Below are 14,739 nucleotides of genomic sequence, written 5' to 3'. Positions count from 1 at the left end.
AAATGCTGACGCTGTTTCATCATCCACTCTATGCTTCCTGCCGCTTCGTGCGGCTTTCCTTTGGCGAATATGGCGAGGAACTCGCCTTGATCGAAGAACGCCCCTGGATTCGTCGCGAGGAGTTTCTGACGCTCAATCCGGCCGGCACGATTCCTGTGCTTCTTGCCGAGGGGGATCATCCGATTGTCGGCCCGACCGTGATCGCCGAATATCTGGACGAGACCCGTGGCGCGCTCAAGCGCGACAAGCGGCTGATGGCCGAAGATCCGGTTCAGAGGGCAGAGATCCGCCGTCTGGTGGACTGGTATCTGATCAAGGCCGATGCCGATGTGACCCGCCATCTGGTACGGGAGCGGGCGCTGAAGCCGCAGATGTCCAGCGCGGAAGGCGGCGGCTCGCCGGATTCGGCGGCCATTCGCGCGGCCCGCGCCAATGTGCGCCAGCACCTCAAATACACCAACTGGCTCGCCGGGACGCGCGACTGGATGGCCGGCAAGCGGCTCTCCTATGCCGATCTGGCCGCTGCATCCACGCTTTCGGTGCTGGATTATCTGGGCGAGGTCGACTGGCAGGAATATCCGGCCGCGCGCGACTGGTATTCGCGCATGAAGTCGCGTCCCTGCTTCCGTTCCATTCTTGCTGACCGCGTGCGCGGGCTCTCCCCCGTTTCCCACTACGCGGATCTGGACTTTTGATGTCCGGCGCGCAGGCCGACCGGCTTCGCGCGTTCGTCGAGAAAGAGGCGCATGCGCTGGGCTTTGACGCCGTCGCGGTGGCGTCTGCCGAGGCTGCGCCGTCGCGTGCGGCCGAGCTTGGGCATTTCCTGAAAGAAGGCCGCCACGGCAGCATGCAGTGGATGGAGGAGACGGCGGACCGACGCGCCCATCCGCAGGGCCTGTGGCCGGAGGTGCGCTCGGTCATCATGCTGGGGATGAATTACGGGCCGGATGAAAACCCGCTCGAAATCCTCAAGCGCCGGGACCGGGCGGCGATCTCGGTCTATGCGCGCAATCGCGATTATCATGACGTCATCAAGGGGCGGCTGAAACAGCTTGCCGGCAAACTTGCCGCGCGAACCGGCGAGGATGTGAAGGTGTTTGTCGACACCGCGCCGGTGATGGAAAAGCCGCTCGCCCGCGAGGCGGGGCTTGGCTGGCAGGGCAAACACACCAATCTGGTGAGCCGCGAATTTGGCTCCTGGCTGTTTCTCGGCTCGATCTTCACCACCGCGTCCCTGCCTGCCGATGCGCCGGAGCGCGACCATTGCGGCTCGTGCCGCGCCTGTCTCGACATCTGCCCGACAAAGGCGTTTCCCGCGCCTTACCAGATCGATGCGCGGCGCTGCATTTCCTATCTCACCATCGAGAACAAGGGGCCGATCCCGCGCGAGTTCCGCATTCCCATGGGCAACCGCATCTATGGCTGCGACGATTGCCTTGCCGCATGCCCGTGGAACAAGTTCGCGCAGGATGCGGCCGAGGCGAAGCTTCAGGCGCGCGAGGATCTGAAGGAGCCGCCGCTTTCCGGGCTTCTCGAACTGGACGATGCGGGGTTCCGCGCCTTCTTTTCCGGTTCGCCGGTCAAGCGCATCGGACGCAACCGCTTCATCCGCAATGTGCTGATCGCGGCGGGAAATTCCGGCGAAGCCGGCCTGATCGATCCTTGCAGGCGTCTGGCGGAAGACGAAGCGCCGCTTGTGCGCGGCGCAGCCGTGTGGGCGCTGTCGCGGCTTATGGACAATAAGGCATTTGCTTTACTTGAAACGCAGCTGCGTCCGCGGGAAAACGATGCAGACGTGCAAGCCGAATGGGATGGGCGATCATGACCAAGAGCTTCTTCATCTTCGGCGCGGGTTATTCCGGCCGCGCGATTGCGCGCGAGCTTGCCGGTGAAGCGGCGTCCATTGCCGGCACCACGCGCAGCGCGGAGAATGCCGAACGCCTGAAAGAGGCAGGCATCGCGCCACATGTTTTTCAGGGCGGGGCCGCGCTTTCGCCGGATCTGGAAAAGGCGCTGGCCGAAACCACGCACCTCATCGTCAGCATTGCGCCCGACGCGTCGGGTGACCCGGTGCTTGCGGTCGCGCGTGAGACGATTTCCAGGGCCATGCCGGCGCTGAAATGGATCGGCTATCTGTCGACGGTGGGAGTCTATGGCGATCACGATGGCGACTGGGTGGATGAAACGGCCAAATGCGATCCCGTCTCCGAGCGCTCGAAGCAGCGGCTCGTTGCCGAAGCGGAATGGGCGCAGCTCGGGGTGGAAACGGGTCTGCCGGTGGCGATCATCCGGCTGTCGGGCATTTACGGGCCGGGCCGCAACGCCTTTCGCAATCTGGAGGCGGGCAAGGCGCGGCGGATCGTCAAGCCGGGCCAGGTCTTCAACCGCATCCATGTGGACGATATTGCCGGGGCCACGGCGCATCTCGCCCGCCGGTTCGAGACCGGAATTTTCAACGTCACGGATGACGCCCCCTCGCCGCCGCAGGATGTGGTGGCCCATGCTTCCGTGCTGATGGGGCAGGAAACGCCGCCGGACATCGCCTTCGAAGATGCCGATCTCAGCCCCATGGGGCGGTCCTTCTATGGCGAGTGCAAGCGGGTGAGCAATGCGCGGCTGAAAGCCACCGGCTACCGGATGCGCCATCCCGATTATCGCGCGGCGCTCGAGGCCATGTGGGCCGACGGGAACTGGCGGACGGAAAATTCGTAAACCGCGACCGTAAGCGAATCACAAGCTGTGCTATGCTTTGATGATCGCACGGGCGGGTCGAAAACGAGGAAACGATGCGATTCCAACGGATTCTGAAACTGGCGGCCACGGCCTTTCTGGGCTTTTCCGCCACGCTTGCATCGGCTGAGGCCGAGCCGCTGGCCAAGCAGCTTTTCGGCGCGAAAACACTTCCCGCCGCCACCCGTCCCGCCGTGCACGGGTTTTACTCAAAGGGTTGTTTCGCAGGCGGCGTGGCCATTGCGCCCGATGGGCCGAACTGGCAGGCCATGCGCCTTTCGCGCAACCGCCGCTGGGGGCACCCGGTCATGATCTCGGTGCTGGAAAAGCTCTCGCGCGAGGCGGCGCAGGATGGCTGGCGTGGTCTGCTCGTTGGCGACATCTCGCAGCCGCGGGGTGGCCCCATGCTCACCGGCCATGCCTCGCATCAGCTCGGGCTCGACGCCGATATCTGGTTCACCGAAATGCCGGCGAAGCGGATGACGGTGGCGGACCGTGAGCGCATCAGTGCCATCTCCATGCTCAAGAAGGGCTCGCTCTACGTTGACGACAAAAAGTGGACGAAGGGACATGAGGCCGTGTTGCGCCGCGCGGCGAGCTATCCGGAAGTCGAGCGCCTTCTGGTGCATCCCGGCATCAAGAAGAAGCTGTGCGACACGGTGCGTGGCGACCGTTCGTGGCTGAACAAGGTTCGCCCCTTCTGGGGCCATCACTATCATTTCCACGTTCGCATCGGCTGTCCCGCCGGGTCGCCGGGCTGCGAGCCGCAGAATCCGCCACCACGCAGTGAGGGGTGTGATGACACGCTGGCCTGGTGGTTCACCGACGAGCCGTGGAAGCCGGCCAAGGGACCTGCCAAGCCGAAGGCGCGCGATGTCATGACCATGGCCGCCCTGCCCTCGGCCTGTCGCGCCGTGCTTGCCGCACCCGACCCGGTATCCGAGGTTGCCGTGACCGTGACGGGCGCCGGCGGCGTTCCGCAGGCGGCGACGGCTGAACTGCCCGTGCTCGGCTATCAGGCAGAAAGCCCGGCCAGTATCCTGTCTGCCATGCCGTCGGCCAGCGTGCCGCGCCCGAGCAACAGGCCGGCATTCCAGTAGATTATCAGCGCCGGACAGGACCAGGCGCGCCGGTTTTTTGGCGTCGGCGCGCTTGCCTTCTGTCTTCAACCGATTTAATTGCGCTCTAAAGGCGTGTTTCAGAGCGGCATATCTGCGTCTGTTCTGCGATGCGCTGGCAATAAAAGGGTTGTGGGGCAACGCGATTGGCGGTTCCATGACCATAAGCATGCTGGGTGCGCCGCACGGCGGGTCCGGGAACCATGCGGGGAGCAGAGCTAGCGCCGTCAGCGCAACGTCCCGTCGCCGGAAACATTCATCGGCGCGTCATCGAGAATGGGGCAAAGACTGACAGGCGCGCCGCGTTCGGCCGCGCCTGAAACCTGAGTCTATGTCATGCATTTCAAGAACGAAAACGATACTGCGCTTCGATTTCCCATCCTGATCGGCGATATCGGCGGCACCAATGCACGGTTTGCCATTCTGGTGGATTCCAACGCCGAGCCGAAAACCTTTCCGGTGGTGCAGACCGCGGATTATGAAACCATCGATGAGGCGATCCAGAGCGCCATCCTCGACCGCACCTCCATTTTACCACAGTCTGCCGTGCTGGCCGTGGCCGGACCCGTCGATGGTGACGAGATTGATCTCACCAATTGCGACTGGGTCGTGCGCCCCCGCCAGATGATGGAGAAGATGGGGCTGGGCGACATCATCGTCATCAATGATTTCGAGGCGCAGGCGCTGGCCGTTGTGGCGCTCGACGACGAGCATCTGGAAATGGTGTGCCCGGGCGAGGCGGACCCGACGGGCAGCCGCGTTGTTCTGGGGCCGGGAACGGGGCTTGGCATGGCCGGGCTGGTTCATGCGCAGCACACCTGGTTTCCGGTGCCGGGCGAAGGCGGGCATGTGGATCTGGGGCCGCGCAGCGAGCGCGATCTCGAGATCTTCCCGCATCTGGAGCGCATCGAGGGACGTGTCGCAGCCGAGCAGATCCTTTGCGGGCGCGGCATGGTCAACCTTTACCGGGCGATCAGCGCCGCCGATGGCAAGCAGCCCGTTCATGAAACGCCGGCCGAGATCAGCAGCGCGGGGCTCGATGGATCGGACCCGGTCGCCGTTGAGACGCTCGATCTCTTCGTCACCTATCTTGGCCGGCTTGCCGGCGACATGGCGCTGATCTTCATGGCGCGGGGCGGGGTTTATCTGAGCGGCGGCATCGCCCAGAAGATCGTACCGACGCTCAAGAACGGCAATTTCCGCAGGGCCTTTGAGGACAAGGCGCCCCATAGCGCACTGGTGAAAGAGATCCCCGTCTATGTGATCACGCACCCGATGGCAGCACTTGTGGGCCTTGCCGCCTATGCCCGCACACCGGTGCGTTTCGGGGTCGAAACCCAGGGCCGGCGCTGGAAAGCAGACTGAAAAGACGCCGCCCTCGACCGGATTCACCGTTGCATGAGCGAGAGCGAACGGGCATAGCCTGTTGGCAAAGCTGCACTGGAGCGCCAAGCGCCCGTATGGACGCCTGAAAACGCTCCCACGCTTTGGATCGCCGTGTGTCCGTTTGGACGCACAAAGGACGATCGAAAGCCCGGTTGAACAGGAACGGACGTTTTGAAGCTTGGAAAAAACAAGACGGATGTCGGTGAGGTCCTTCCCGTCATTCGCCGCATTTTCGCGGAGAACGGCCGCGATTACATCGGACATTACCTGATCGCGATTGCCTGCATGCTGGCCATTGCCGGCACCACGGCCTTCAGCGCCTGGATCATGCGCGACATCATCGATGAGGTGTTCTATCGACAGCGCTGGGAGCTGGTCGGCTGGATCTGTGGCGCAATCGTCGCTGCCTTTGCGATCCGCGGCTTCGCGACCTACGGCCAGTCGGTCATGCTCGCGAAGATCGGCAACAACATCGTTGCACGCTATCAGCAGCGCATGTTCGACCATCTGATGCGGCTTGGCATCGACTATTTCACGACCACCCGCTCCGGCCAGCTCGCCGCCCAGATCAGCCAGAACGTGACGGGCATCCGCGATCTGCTCAACATGACGGTGGCCTCCATCGCGCGCGACATGGTCACGCTGATCGCGCTTGTCGCGGTGATGGTGATGCAGGATCCCCTGCTCTCGGTCATCGCGCTGGTGATCGGTCCGCCGCTCATCTATTCGGTGAACTATCTGATGCGCCGGCTGCGCCGCGTCACGCGCGAGGCGGTGGATGTGAACTCCCGCCTGCTGGGCGCAATGCAGGAATCGGTGCAGGGCATCGCCATCATCAAGGCTTTCACCATGGAGCAGCAGCTCTCGGACAAGATGTCCGGGCTGATCGCCTATGCCGAGGACCGCTCCAACAAGATCGCCCGCGTTTCCGAACGCCTCGGGCCGATCACCGAGCTTCTGGCCGGTCTGGCGATTGCCGGCGTGATCGGTTACGCGGCCTGGCGGGCTTCCGTCAGCGCGCAGCCGCCGGGCTCCGTGTTTGCCTTCATCACCGCCTTGCTTCTGGCCTATGATCCGGTGCGCAAGCTGGCGCGCGTGCAGGTCAATCTCGAGCGCGCGCTGGTCAATGCGCGCATGATCTACGAGATCCTCGACACCGAGCCGCAGCAGCGCGATGCGCCGGGGGCCGGCACGCTCGCGGTGGAAAAGGGCACGGTCACCTTCGACAGGGTGGCGTTCTCCTATGGCGACGATCTGCCGGTGCTGCATGGCATCAGCTTTGTCGCGAAGGCGGGCGAGACCACGGCCATTGTCGGCCCGTCGGGTGCGGGCAAGTCGACCCTCTTCGCCCTGTTGCAGCGCTTCTACGATCTGGATGGCGGCAGCATCGAGATCGACGGGCAGGACATCTCCACCGTTACCAAGAGCTCGCTGCGCAGCGCCATCGCCTATGTTTCGCAGCAGCCCTATCTGTTCGAGGGCACGATCCGCGACAACATCCGCTATGGCCGTCCCGATGCGACGGACGCAGAGGTGGAAGAAGCGGCAAAGCTGGCCTTCGCCGACGATTTCATCCGCCAGCAGGTTCAGGGCTATGACACGCTGGTGGGCGAGAATGGCGCAAACCTTTCCGGTGGCCAGCGCCAGCGCATCTCGATTGCCCGCGCCATCGTGCGCGACGCGCCGATCCTGCTTCTCGACGAGGCGACCTCCGCGCTCGACAATGAGTCTGAAGCGCGGGTGCAGCAGGCGCTGGAGAGCATCATGGAAACGCGCACGACACTTGTGATCGCGCACCGGCTTTCCACCGTGGTCAATTCCGACCGCATCGTGGTGCTCGAAGAAGGGCATCTGGTGGAAGAGGGAACGCATGAGAGCCTTGTGCGCCAACCGCACGGCATCTATGCACGCTTCCATCGCATGCAGAGCCAGAAGAGCGAGGATCTTCTCGCCAACACGACAGCAGACAATGGCGCGGCTGCGCCGCAGGAGAACTAGCATGACGGATATGGGGCTGGTGATCGTGGGAGCGGCAGGCCGCATGGGCCAGACGCTGATCCGCACCGTTCACGCCATGGATGGGGTGCGCGTCGCCGCCGCTGTCGAGCGTCCCGGCTCGTCTTTTCTCGGCAAGGACGCGGGTGAGCTGGCCGGCCTCGGCATCATCAATGTTCCGATCAGCGACGATCCGCTGGCGGCCTTCGCCAAGGCCGATGGCGTTCTGGACTTCACCTCGCCGGATTCCAGCGTTGAATTTGCCGGCTATGCAGCGCAGGCCCATATCGTTCATGTGATCGGCACGACCGGTTTCGAGCCGGAGCACGAAGCGAAGATCAAGGCAGCGTCGCACCACGCCACCATCGTGAAGTCGGGCAATATGAGCCTTGGTGTGAACCTGCTTGCGGTTCTGGTCGAGAAAGCCGCCCGCGCGCTGGAGGCTTCGGATTTCGATATCGAGGTTCTGGAGATGCACCACCGGCACAAGGTGGACGCGCCCTCCGGCACGGCGCTTCTGCTCGGCGAGGCGGCGGCGCGGGGCCGCGAGATCGCGCTGGCGGAAAAGAGCGTGCGCGTGCGCGACGGCCAGACCGGGCCGCGCGAGGAAGGCACGATCGGCTTTGCCACGCTGCGCGGCGGTTCCGTCGTTGGCGAGCACTCCGTCATTCTCGCCGGGACCGGCGAACGCATCACCCTTTCGCATCAGGCTGAAGATCGCGGCATCTTCGCCCATGGCGCGGCCAAGGCCGCCCTCTGGGCGCATGGCCGCAAGCCCGGCCTCTATTCCATGCTCGACGTGCTCGGGCTCAACTGAATCTTCCATTACGAAGCAACAAGGAACCCATCATGTCCGGTACCCTTATTCTCGTTCGTCACGGCCAGAGCGAATGGAACCTGAAGAACCTGTTCACCGGCTGGCGCGACCCGGGCCTGACCGAAAAGGGGCATGAAGAGGCGAAGGACGCCGGCCGCCGGCTGAAGGCGCGCGGCTTCAAGCCGGACATCGCCTACACCTCCGTTCTGTCGCGCGCACAGGTCACCAATGATCACATCCTCAGCGAGCTGGGGATGGAGGGGCTGGAGACCATTCGCGATCAGGCGCTCAACGAGCGCGACTATGGCGATCTGTCGGGTCTCAACAAGGACGACGCCCGCGCGAAATGGGGTGAGGAGCAGGTGCATGTCTGGCGCCGTTCCTACGACACCCCTCCTCCCGGCGGCGAAAGCCTGAAGGACACGGGCGCGCGCGTGTGGCCCTATTTCCTGCACGAGATCCTGCCGCATGTGCTGCGTGGCGAGACGGTTCTGGTGGCGGCGCATGGCAATTCGCTGCGCGCGCTGGTGATGGCGCTCGACGGCCTCTCCGGCGAAGAGATCCTGAAGGTGGAAATCGCGACCGGCGTTCCCATCGTCTACAAGCTCAACGCTGATTCGACGGTGGCCTCGAAGGAAGTTCTCGAGGATTGATCTGTTTCAGGGCGCCTTCGGGCGCCCTTTTCACGTTTTGGGGCCCCCGCAAACCCATGCGGCGGAACGCCCCATGTCATTTTCTTTACAAACATCAAAATCCGCGTTGACACGGAAGGGTTTGCCCCCTACATCGGCATCGCACACCTGCCCAGGTGGCGGAATTGGTAGACGCGCACGGTTCAGGTCCGTGTGCCGCGAGGCGTGGAGGTTCGAGTCCTCTCCTGGGCACCATCCCCTTCCCGACAAATGAATCCGGTTTTGTCAGCAGCGCTTGCTGCTGCCTGCGTATCAGCGCTTCGGGCGCGGTCCGGGCGGGTTATCGGGGACCAGCTCCTCAGCAATTTTCTGAACAATGTCAGTGGCGCGGTTGGGCACATTGCCTTGCCAGTCATCGAACGCCTCTTCCCTGTAGGTCACGGCGACGGCAATGGTCACGCGGCCTTCGGGTGAATGGCCCTGCGGCAGCGTGGCGACAGCCGATGCATTGCCGGCAAAGGATGGCGTCTGCATGACCCAGTCCCCGCGCAGCATCGCGCCAAGGCCGTAGCTGAAGGCGCTGTCCAGCGTGTGGCAGTTGGGGCAGCCCTCAAGCGGACCTCCAAAGCCGATCAGGCGCGGCTCGATCATGGCCTTGCGGGATTGCGGCTGCAGGAACCCGTCGATGCCGGTGATCGTGTCAAAGCTGCGGGCCATGTCGGAAATGCCCGTCGTTTGAACCGAGCCCTGCGCCAGTGTCCAGGAAGGATTCCAGTGGGTGGCGTCCTCCCAGACGCCGCGCTCGGCGGTGTAGGAGTGCACCACCGGTTCCGGGACAAACGGCGTGTCATGGCCCTGCGTCTGCGAGAGATTGAGCGGATCGAGCACGTAGCGCTGCATCAGTGCGGCGAGCTTTTCGCCCGTGGCCGTCTCCATCACGCGCCCGAGGATGACATAGCCTGAATGGGAATAGTCCCAGTTCTCTCCGGGCGCAAAGCGACGGGGGGTGGACAGGCTGACATCGATCAGCTCTTCCGGGGTCCACTGTCGAAAAGGATCGGCATAGAAGGGCTCGAGAAATCCCTTCTCGTTCGCCACGTGATCGGGATAGCCCGCCGTCATGTTAAGCAGCATGCGGGGCGTCGCCGTGTCGGCGGCGGGCAGGTCGGGCATCCATTCTGCAATGGGGCGGTCGAGGTCGAAGCGCCCCTCCTCCGCAAGCCGCAGCGCCACTGCCGCAACATAGGTGAGCGCAACCGCGCCATTGCGAAAGTGTCCGTCCGTCGTGAGCGGCACGCCCGGCATCGCTTCGCCATGGGCAAGCGTGATGAGCGGCTCGCCATCAATCCGCACCTCCAGAAGAAGCGCGTTGAGCTTCATGGCGTCGAAGGCGTCGAGCGCGATCTTCTGCACGGCGTCTGCCCCTGGACCGGTTTCCTGTGCTGCAAGCGGCGTGGAGGCCAGGAGCAGGCCGGCAAGCCCTGTAAGGCCGACGAGCCTGCGGGTGGAGCGAAGAGTGCGCGGCGTGTCGGTCAAGGAAGCCTCCCTCAAGGGCATAGGCAAAGCAGAAAAGCCCGAGAACGGCCCATCCTGCGTCGCAATTTCATGCCGTGGCGGCCGCTGCCGCTACGTCGCCTCATTTCGCCGCTATGCGGCCGCTACGTCAACTCCAGGAAACTGATAATGCATAGGCGACTTTCCCGCGGCGCGATGATCGCGCCGGCAGCCGCTTTGTTCGTTGCGGTGTTGTCCGCACCGGCGTCAGCACAGTGCGGCAGCGCGTCATGGTACGCGCTTACGTCGAAGACGGCTTCAGGCGAGCGGATGAACCCGGCTGCGATGACCGCAGCGCACCGCACCCTGCCCTTCGGCACGAAACTGCGTGTAACCAACGAGCGCAATGGCCGCAGCGTGGTCGTGCGGATCAATGATCGCGGCCCCTTTGCGCGTGGCCGCATTCTCGATCTGTCAAAGGCTGCTGCAGCGAAGCTCGGCTTCATTCGCGCCGGCCACACCAGGGTCTGTCTGGAAAAGCGCTAGGGTCAGGCCCCAAGCTGGCAAGCGAGCCGGAAGGCGGGTTAGCTGCTCGCGCGCTGCAGTGTTTTCTGTTCGCCCGTATGGTGGAGATAGCCAAGCGTGGCGTCGGCATTGCAGGGACGCCCGAAGAGATAGCCCTGCCCGCCCGCACAGCCAAACTGCGTGAGGCGCTCGGCCTGCGCCTCGGCTTCGATGCCTTCGGCAACCACTTCCATGCCAAGCCCCTCACACATGGCGAGAATGGCGCGGATGATGTGTTCGGACGGCCGGTCTTCCAGGATCGAGGCGACGAAGGCGCGGTCGATCTTGAGCTTGTCGAAATGGAACTCGCGCAGCCGGCCAAGGCTCGACTGGCCGGTGCCGAAATCATCCAGCGAAACGCGAATGCCAACCCGCCGCAGATCTTCAACGATGCGCTGTGCGGAGGCCGGATCGTTCATCAGGCCCGTTTCGGTGATCTCGATCTCCAGCCGGCGCGGATCGAAGCCCGTCTGCTCGAGAATGGAGAGAATCTGCAGGCCGGTATTGTGATCGACCAGTTGAGACGGCGACAGGTTGAACGAGAGGAACAGATCCTCCGGCCAGTCGCGCGCGGCTTCCGTGGCCTTGCGCAACACCAACTGCGATAACGGGCCGATGATGCCGCGTTCCTCGGCGATGGGAATGAAGATGCCCGGCGAAACCGGTCCCAGATCCCGGTCGGTCCAGCGCGCCAGCGTCTCGAAGCCCACCGTGCGGCGGGTTTCCAGATCGACGATCGGCTGGAAATGCGGCTCCACCTCGCCGGCGGCGACCGCCCGGCGCAGGGCCTGCTCGATATGGGTTACGCGCTTGGCGGCCTCTTCCATCTCGCGGGTGTAGACCACGACTGCGCCGCGCCCCGTGCGCTTGGCCTGATAGAGCGCGGTTTCCGCCTTGTTGAGCAATACCTCGCCTGTCTCTTCCTCGGAATAATAGAGGGAACAGCCGGCAGACGCCGAAAGCCGCGCGGTGCGGTGGCCGACATCATAGGGGGCGGAGAGAATTTCGATCAGAAGCCGTGTCTTCTCGCGCGCGGCCTCTTCGCTGAAGACCAGCGGAAACAGAAAGGCGAATTCGTCTGCGCCGATGCGGGTGACCGTGGAGTGCGTATCCATCGCGGCGCGCAGCCGCATGGCCACCTGCTGCAGGATTTCATCGCCCGCGGCGCGGCCAAAAAGGTCGTTGATCGGCTTGAAGCCATCGAGATCCAGAACGCCGATGGCGAAAGGAGCGGGGTCGTCCGCGCGTTCCTCGATCAGCCGGTCGATCTTGTCGAAGAATCGGCGCATGTTTCCGAGGCCCGTCAACGCATCGGTGAAGGCAAAGTCGGACTGGTCCGCCGTTATCGTCCGTGCTTGTGCGGGCGCCGGCTGCATCGAAACTCCGTTATGCGGGCGATCTTGTTCTCGATGCGCCGAACAGTGGACGCAAAGTGTTTATGAATCGTATCCAATATAACGTTATCGTGAACAGTCTTTTGTTCATCGACGGCGCGGCGTGACGTCTGTGCGGCATCCACAGCTTGACAGAAGCATGCGCGGGCCGTCATCTGCCGCACAACAGTCCCCTCCGGAGCTCTTTCCATGTCCCTGAAAGTCGCGGTCCAGATGGACCATATCTCCACCATTTCGATTGCCGGCGACACCAGCTTCGCGCTCGCTCTGGAAGCGCAGAGGCGGGGCCATGCGCTCTGGCACTACACGCCGGATCGTCTCTCCATGGCCGATGGCAAGGTCATCGCCTGGGCCGAGACGCTTGAGGTGCGCGATGAGGAGGGCAACCACTTCACGCTCGGCGAGCCGCAGCGCACGGACCTTTCGGAGCTGGATGTGGTGCTTCTGCGCCAGGATCCGCCGTTCGACATGAATTACATCACCACGACGCATATTCTCGAGCGCATTCACCCGAAGACGCTCGTGGTCAATGATCCGGCCTGGGTGCGCAACAGCCCGGAAAAGATCTTCGTAACGGAATTCGCCGACCTGATGCCGGAAACGCTGATCACCCGCGATCCGCGCGAGGTCGATGATTTCCGCAGGAAGCATGGCGACATCATCGTCAAGCCGCTCTACGGCAATGGCGGCGCTGGCATCTTCCACCTCAAGGAGGGAGACCGCAATCTGGCCTCGCTTCTGGAAATGTTCATGGAAGCGTTCCGCGAGCCCTTCATCGTGCAGCGCTACCTGAAAGAGGTGCGTGGCGGCGACAAGCGCATCATCCTCATTGAGGGTGAGCCGGTTGGCGCCATCAACCGTGTGCCGGCCGAGCACGATTCGCGCTCCAACATGCATGTGGGCGGCCGCGCCGAACATGCGGAACTGACGGATCGCGAGCGCGAGATCTGCGAGCGCATCGGGCCGTCGCTGCGCGAGCGCGGTTTCACGCTGGTTGGCATCGATGTCATCGGTGACTGGCTGACGGAGATCAATGTGACCTCTCCGACGGGCCTCCGCGAGGTCAAGAAATTCGGCGGCGCGGATATCGCCGCGCTGTTCTGGGATGCCGTCGAGGCGCGCTGCGCCGCAGTCTGACCGCTGCATCATGCATCAGGTTTAAGGGGCGGGCTGCGTTTGCGCTCGCCCCGATCTGTTCTCCCGGCACAACTCTCTGCAACCTGCCGACAACCTTTGCGCTAGGTTGTTCTCTCAATGTTCTTGATCTGATCGCCTGAAGCTGCTTCAATACGGTTGCAAGGGGATTGGAACTCGTGTTCTGGCTGCAATGCCGGGCGTGCGCAGGGGGAGAGCACATGGTTTCGCATGTGAGCACTGTGGCATTTCAGGGCGTGGAGGCTGTGCCTGTCGAGGTGCAGGTGATGGTGGCTCCCGGCAAGATGGGGATGCAGATCGTCGGGCTGGCCGACAAGGCCGTCGCGGAAAGCCGGGAGCGGGTGCAGGCTGCGCTTCATGCGTCGGGCCTTTCCATGCCGCCCAAGAAGGTGACGATCAACCTCGCACCTGCGGACCTGCCCAAAGAGGGCAGCCATTACGATTTGCCGATTGCGCTGGGTCTCATGGCCGCTCTCGGCGCGATTCCCGGCGATTCATTAGCTGGCTATGTCGTGCTAGGAGAACTTTCTCTCGATGGCACGGTGGCGGCGGTGAACGGTGTTCTGCCGGCGGCCATCGGGGCGAATGCGATGGGGCGCGGCCTGATCTGCCCGCATGCCTGCGGCGCGGAGGCCGCGTGGGCCAGCGCGGATCTCGACATTCTCGCGCCGCGCAGCCTCATCGCGCTCGCCAATCATTTCAAGGGTAGCCAGGTGATGAGCCGCCCGGAGCCGGCTCTCGGGCCGCCGCCGGTCAGATTGCCGGATCTTGCCGACATCAAAGGGCAGGAGGGGGCCAAGCGGGTTCTGGAGGTGGCGGCCGCTGGCGGCCACAATCTTCTGATGATAAGGTCCAGAAAGACCCATTCTTTCTTCAATTCAATATCAGGCGCTGATGCGACTGGGTACCATCGGATTGGTCCGCGCCTTAAGACCATTCGTAGAACCTGTCGCGGCTTCCAAACCGGACATAGAGGCTGCCACGGTGGACCTCGATCTCAAAGTGGGGTGTTTTGATAAGCATTGGTCACGTCTCCATTTGTTGGTAACGCAGCCAGTTACGCTGTTTGCGTCTTCATCGACAACCGGCAGAAATTCATTGCACGGGTGTAAGGCTGCATGACTCGGCAGTGTGTCGGGAAGCTTGGCCCGGATTTCCTCGGCCATCCCCGGCAGCAGTCGCTCTAGCGCCGCACGGGTGCGACAGAAGGAGCGGGTTCGCCATCGCCCGCTGGGCTGCCGATACTGGATCAGCCACTGGATGTGATCTCCGCATTCGGCAATTCGGGTCGCCTTGGTTCCGCTAAAGGTCCACCGCAGGATTTCGTGGCGATAATCGTCACTGTCCTCACACATGGGGCGCTGTTTGGTCTGTCGTCGGGTTTGGGTCAAAGTCGTCCTTTCCTGTCTGTTGTGTAGTGGCTCAGATTCAGCCGTAGGACCGTGTGGGAGCGC

12 protein-coding genes, 1 tRNA gene and 1 pseudogene are annotated in these 14,739 nt (G+C 63.3%); 12 read left to right on the top strand and 2 right to left on the bottom strand.

Going from position 1 to position 14,739, the window contains the following annotated elements:
* Positions 1-2: 2 nt before the first annotated feature.
* The 9 genes from AC4PTT_RS01175 (at position 3) to AC4PTT_RS01135 (ending at position 8,933) form a co-directional block, all read left to right on the top strand.
* Complete coding sequence (locus AC4PTT_RS01175; protein WP_206545549.1) at positions 3-695, top strand: glutathione S-transferase family protein; 693 nt, start codon at positions 3-5, stop codon at positions 693-695.
* Positions 695-1,825 (top strand): tRNA epoxyqueuosine(34) reductase QueG, encoded by a 1,131-nt coding sequence (queG, locus tag AC4PTT_RS01170; RefSeq protein WP_206995433.1) that lies wholly within the window; start codon positions 695-697, stop codon positions 1,823-1,825. Before AC4PTT_RS01175 ends, queG begins: the two co-directional genes overlap by 1 nt.
* Positions 1,822-2,712, top strand: a complete 891-nt coding sequence (locus tag AC4PTT_RS01165) for an SDR family oxidoreductase (RefSeq protein WP_492161959.1) — start codon at positions 1,822-1,824, stop codon at positions 2,710-2,712. Before queG ends, AC4PTT_RS01165 begins: the two co-directional genes overlap by 4 nt.
* 74 nt (positions 2,713-2,786) lie before the next feature.
* Positions 2,787-3,830, top strand: a complete 1,044-nt coding sequence (gene mepA / locus AC4PTT_RS01160; RefSeq protein ID WP_206545546.1) for a penicillin-insensitive murein endopeptidase — start codon at positions 2,787-2,789, stop codon at positions 3,828-3,830.
* 354 nt (positions 3,831-4,184) lie between these two features.
* The gene (locus AC4PTT_RS01155) at positions 4,185-5,213 is read left to right on the top strand and encodes a glucokinase (RefSeq protein WP_206545545.1); all 1,029 of its coding nucleotides are present in this window, start codon (positions 4,185-4,187) and stop codon (positions 5,211-5,213) included.
* A 192-nt stretch (positions 5,214-5,405) separates the two neighbouring features.
* The gene (locus AC4PTT_RS01150; protein WP_317088487.1) at positions 5,406-7,232 is read left to right on the top strand and encodes an ABC transporter ATP-binding protein; all 1,827 of its coding nucleotides are present in this window, start codon (positions 5,406-5,408) and stop codon (positions 7,230-7,232) included.
* 1 nt (position 7,233) lies between these two features.
* Positions 7,234-8,046 (top strand): 4-hydroxy-tetrahydrodipicolinate reductase, encoded by an 813-nt coding sequence (dapB, locus tag AC4PTT_RS01145; RefSeq protein ID WP_206545543.1) that lies wholly within the window; start codon positions 7,234-7,236, stop codon positions 8,044-8,046.
* 32 nt (positions 8,047-8,078) lie between these two features.
* Positions 8,079-8,699, top strand: coding sequence for a 2,3-bisphosphoglycerate-dependent phosphoglycerate mutase (locus AC4PTT_RS01140; protein WP_113153662.1), 621 nt, complete (start codon positions 8,079-8,081; stop codon positions 8,697-8,699).
* 149 nt (positions 8,700-8,848) lie between these two features.
* Positions 8,849-8,933 (top strand) — tRNA-Leu (locus AC4PTT_RS01135).
* A gap of 57 nt (positions 8,934-8,990) precedes the next feature.
* On the opposite strand, the gene AC4PTT_RS01130 is transcribed toward AC4PTT_RS01135, so the two are convergent.
* Positions 8,991-10,214 (bottom strand): serine hydrolase domain-containing protein, encoded by a 1,224-nt coding sequence (locus AC4PTT_RS01130; RefSeq protein ID WP_492161958.1) that lies wholly within the window; start codon positions 10,212-10,214, stop codon positions 8,991-8,993.
* A 147-nt stretch (positions 10,215-10,361) separates the two neighbouring features.
* On the opposite strand from AC4PTT_RS01130, the gene AC4PTT_RS01125 reads away from it, so the two are divergent.
* Positions 10,362-10,718 (top strand): septal ring lytic transglycosylase RlpA family protein, encoded by a 357-nt coding sequence (locus tag AC4PTT_RS01125; RefSeq protein WP_206545541.1) that lies wholly within the window; start codon positions 10,362-10,364, stop codon positions 10,716-10,718.
* Between the two features lie 38 nt (positions 10,719-10,756).
* Here the strand turns inward: AC4PTT_RS01125 and AC4PTT_RS01120 are convergent, their stop codons facing one another.
* Positions 10,757-12,112 carry a putative bifunctional diguanylate cyclase/phosphodiesterase gene (locus AC4PTT_RS01120; protein ID WP_113153665.1) on the bottom strand — a complete coding sequence of 452 codons (1,356 nt, stop codon included), beginning with the start codon at positions 12,110-12,112 and terminating at the stop codon, positions 10,757-10,759.
* A 207-nt stretch (positions 12,113-12,319) separates the two neighbouring features.
* Between AC4PTT_RS01120 and gshB the strand changes: the two genes are divergently transcribed.
* Both gshB and AC4PTT_RS01110 read left to right on the top strand, forming a co-directional pair.
* On the top strand, positions 12,320-13,267 hold the full coding sequence (gene gshB, locus AC4PTT_RS01115; RefSeq protein ID WP_206549282.1) for a glutathione synthase: 948 nt from the start codon (positions 12,320-12,322) through the stop codon (positions 13,265-13,267).
* Positions 13,268-13,485: 218 nt separating this feature from the next.
* Positions 13,486-14,133: pseudogene (locus tag AC4PTT_RS01110) on the top strand (magnesium chelatase domain-containing protein); the annotation flags it as partial.
* Between the last annotated feature and the right edge of the window lie 606 nt (positions 14,134-14,739).

The sequence above is a fragment of the Nitratireductor sp. WH36-1 genome (assembly GCF_058725515.1).
Note: the sequence above shows the minus strand (reverse complement) of the source record. Positions and strands in the feature narration are given on the sequence as shown.

Bases quoted from the DNA above. Each gene is read 5' to 3' on its own strand.
- AC4PTT_RS01175 (WP_206545549.1), top strand. From the start codon at position 3: ATGCTGACGCTGTTTCATCATCCACTCTATGCTTCCTGCCGCTTCGTG.
- queG (WP_206995433.1), top strand. From the start codon at position 695: ATGTCCGGCGCGCAGGCCGACCGGCTTCGCGCGTTCGTCGAGAAAGAG.
- AC4PTT_RS01165 (WP_492161959.1), top strand. From the start codon at position 1,822: ATGACCAAGAGCTTCTTCATCTTCGGCGCGGGTTATTCCGGCCGCGCG.
- mepA (WP_206545546.1), top strand. From the start codon at position 2,787: ATGCGATTCCAACGGATTCTGAAACTGGCGGCCACGGCCTTTCTGGGC.
- AC4PTT_RS01155 (WP_206545545.1), top strand. From the start codon at position 4,185: ATGCATTTCAAGAACGAAAACGATACTGCGCTTCGATTTCCCATCCTG.
- dapB (WP_206545543.1), top strand. From the start codon at position 7,234: ATGACGGATATGGGGCTGGTGATCGTGGGAGCGGCAGGCCGCATGGGC.
- AC4PTT_RS01140 (WP_113153662.1), top strand. From the start codon at position 8,079: ATGTCCGGTACCCTTATTCTCGTTCGTCACGGCCAGAGCGAATGGAAC.
- AC4PTT_RS01125 (WP_206545541.1), top strand. From the start codon at position 10,362: ATGCATAGGCGACTTTCCCGCGGCGCGATGATCGCGCCGGCAGCCGCT.
- AC4PTT_RS01120 (WP_113153665.1), bottom strand. From the start codon at position 12,112: ATGCAGCCGGCGCCCGCACAAGCACGGACGATAACGGCGGACCAGTCC.
- gshB (WP_206549282.1), top strand. From the start codon at position 12,320: ATGTCCCTGAAAGTCGCGGTCCAGATGGACCATATCTCCACCATTTCG.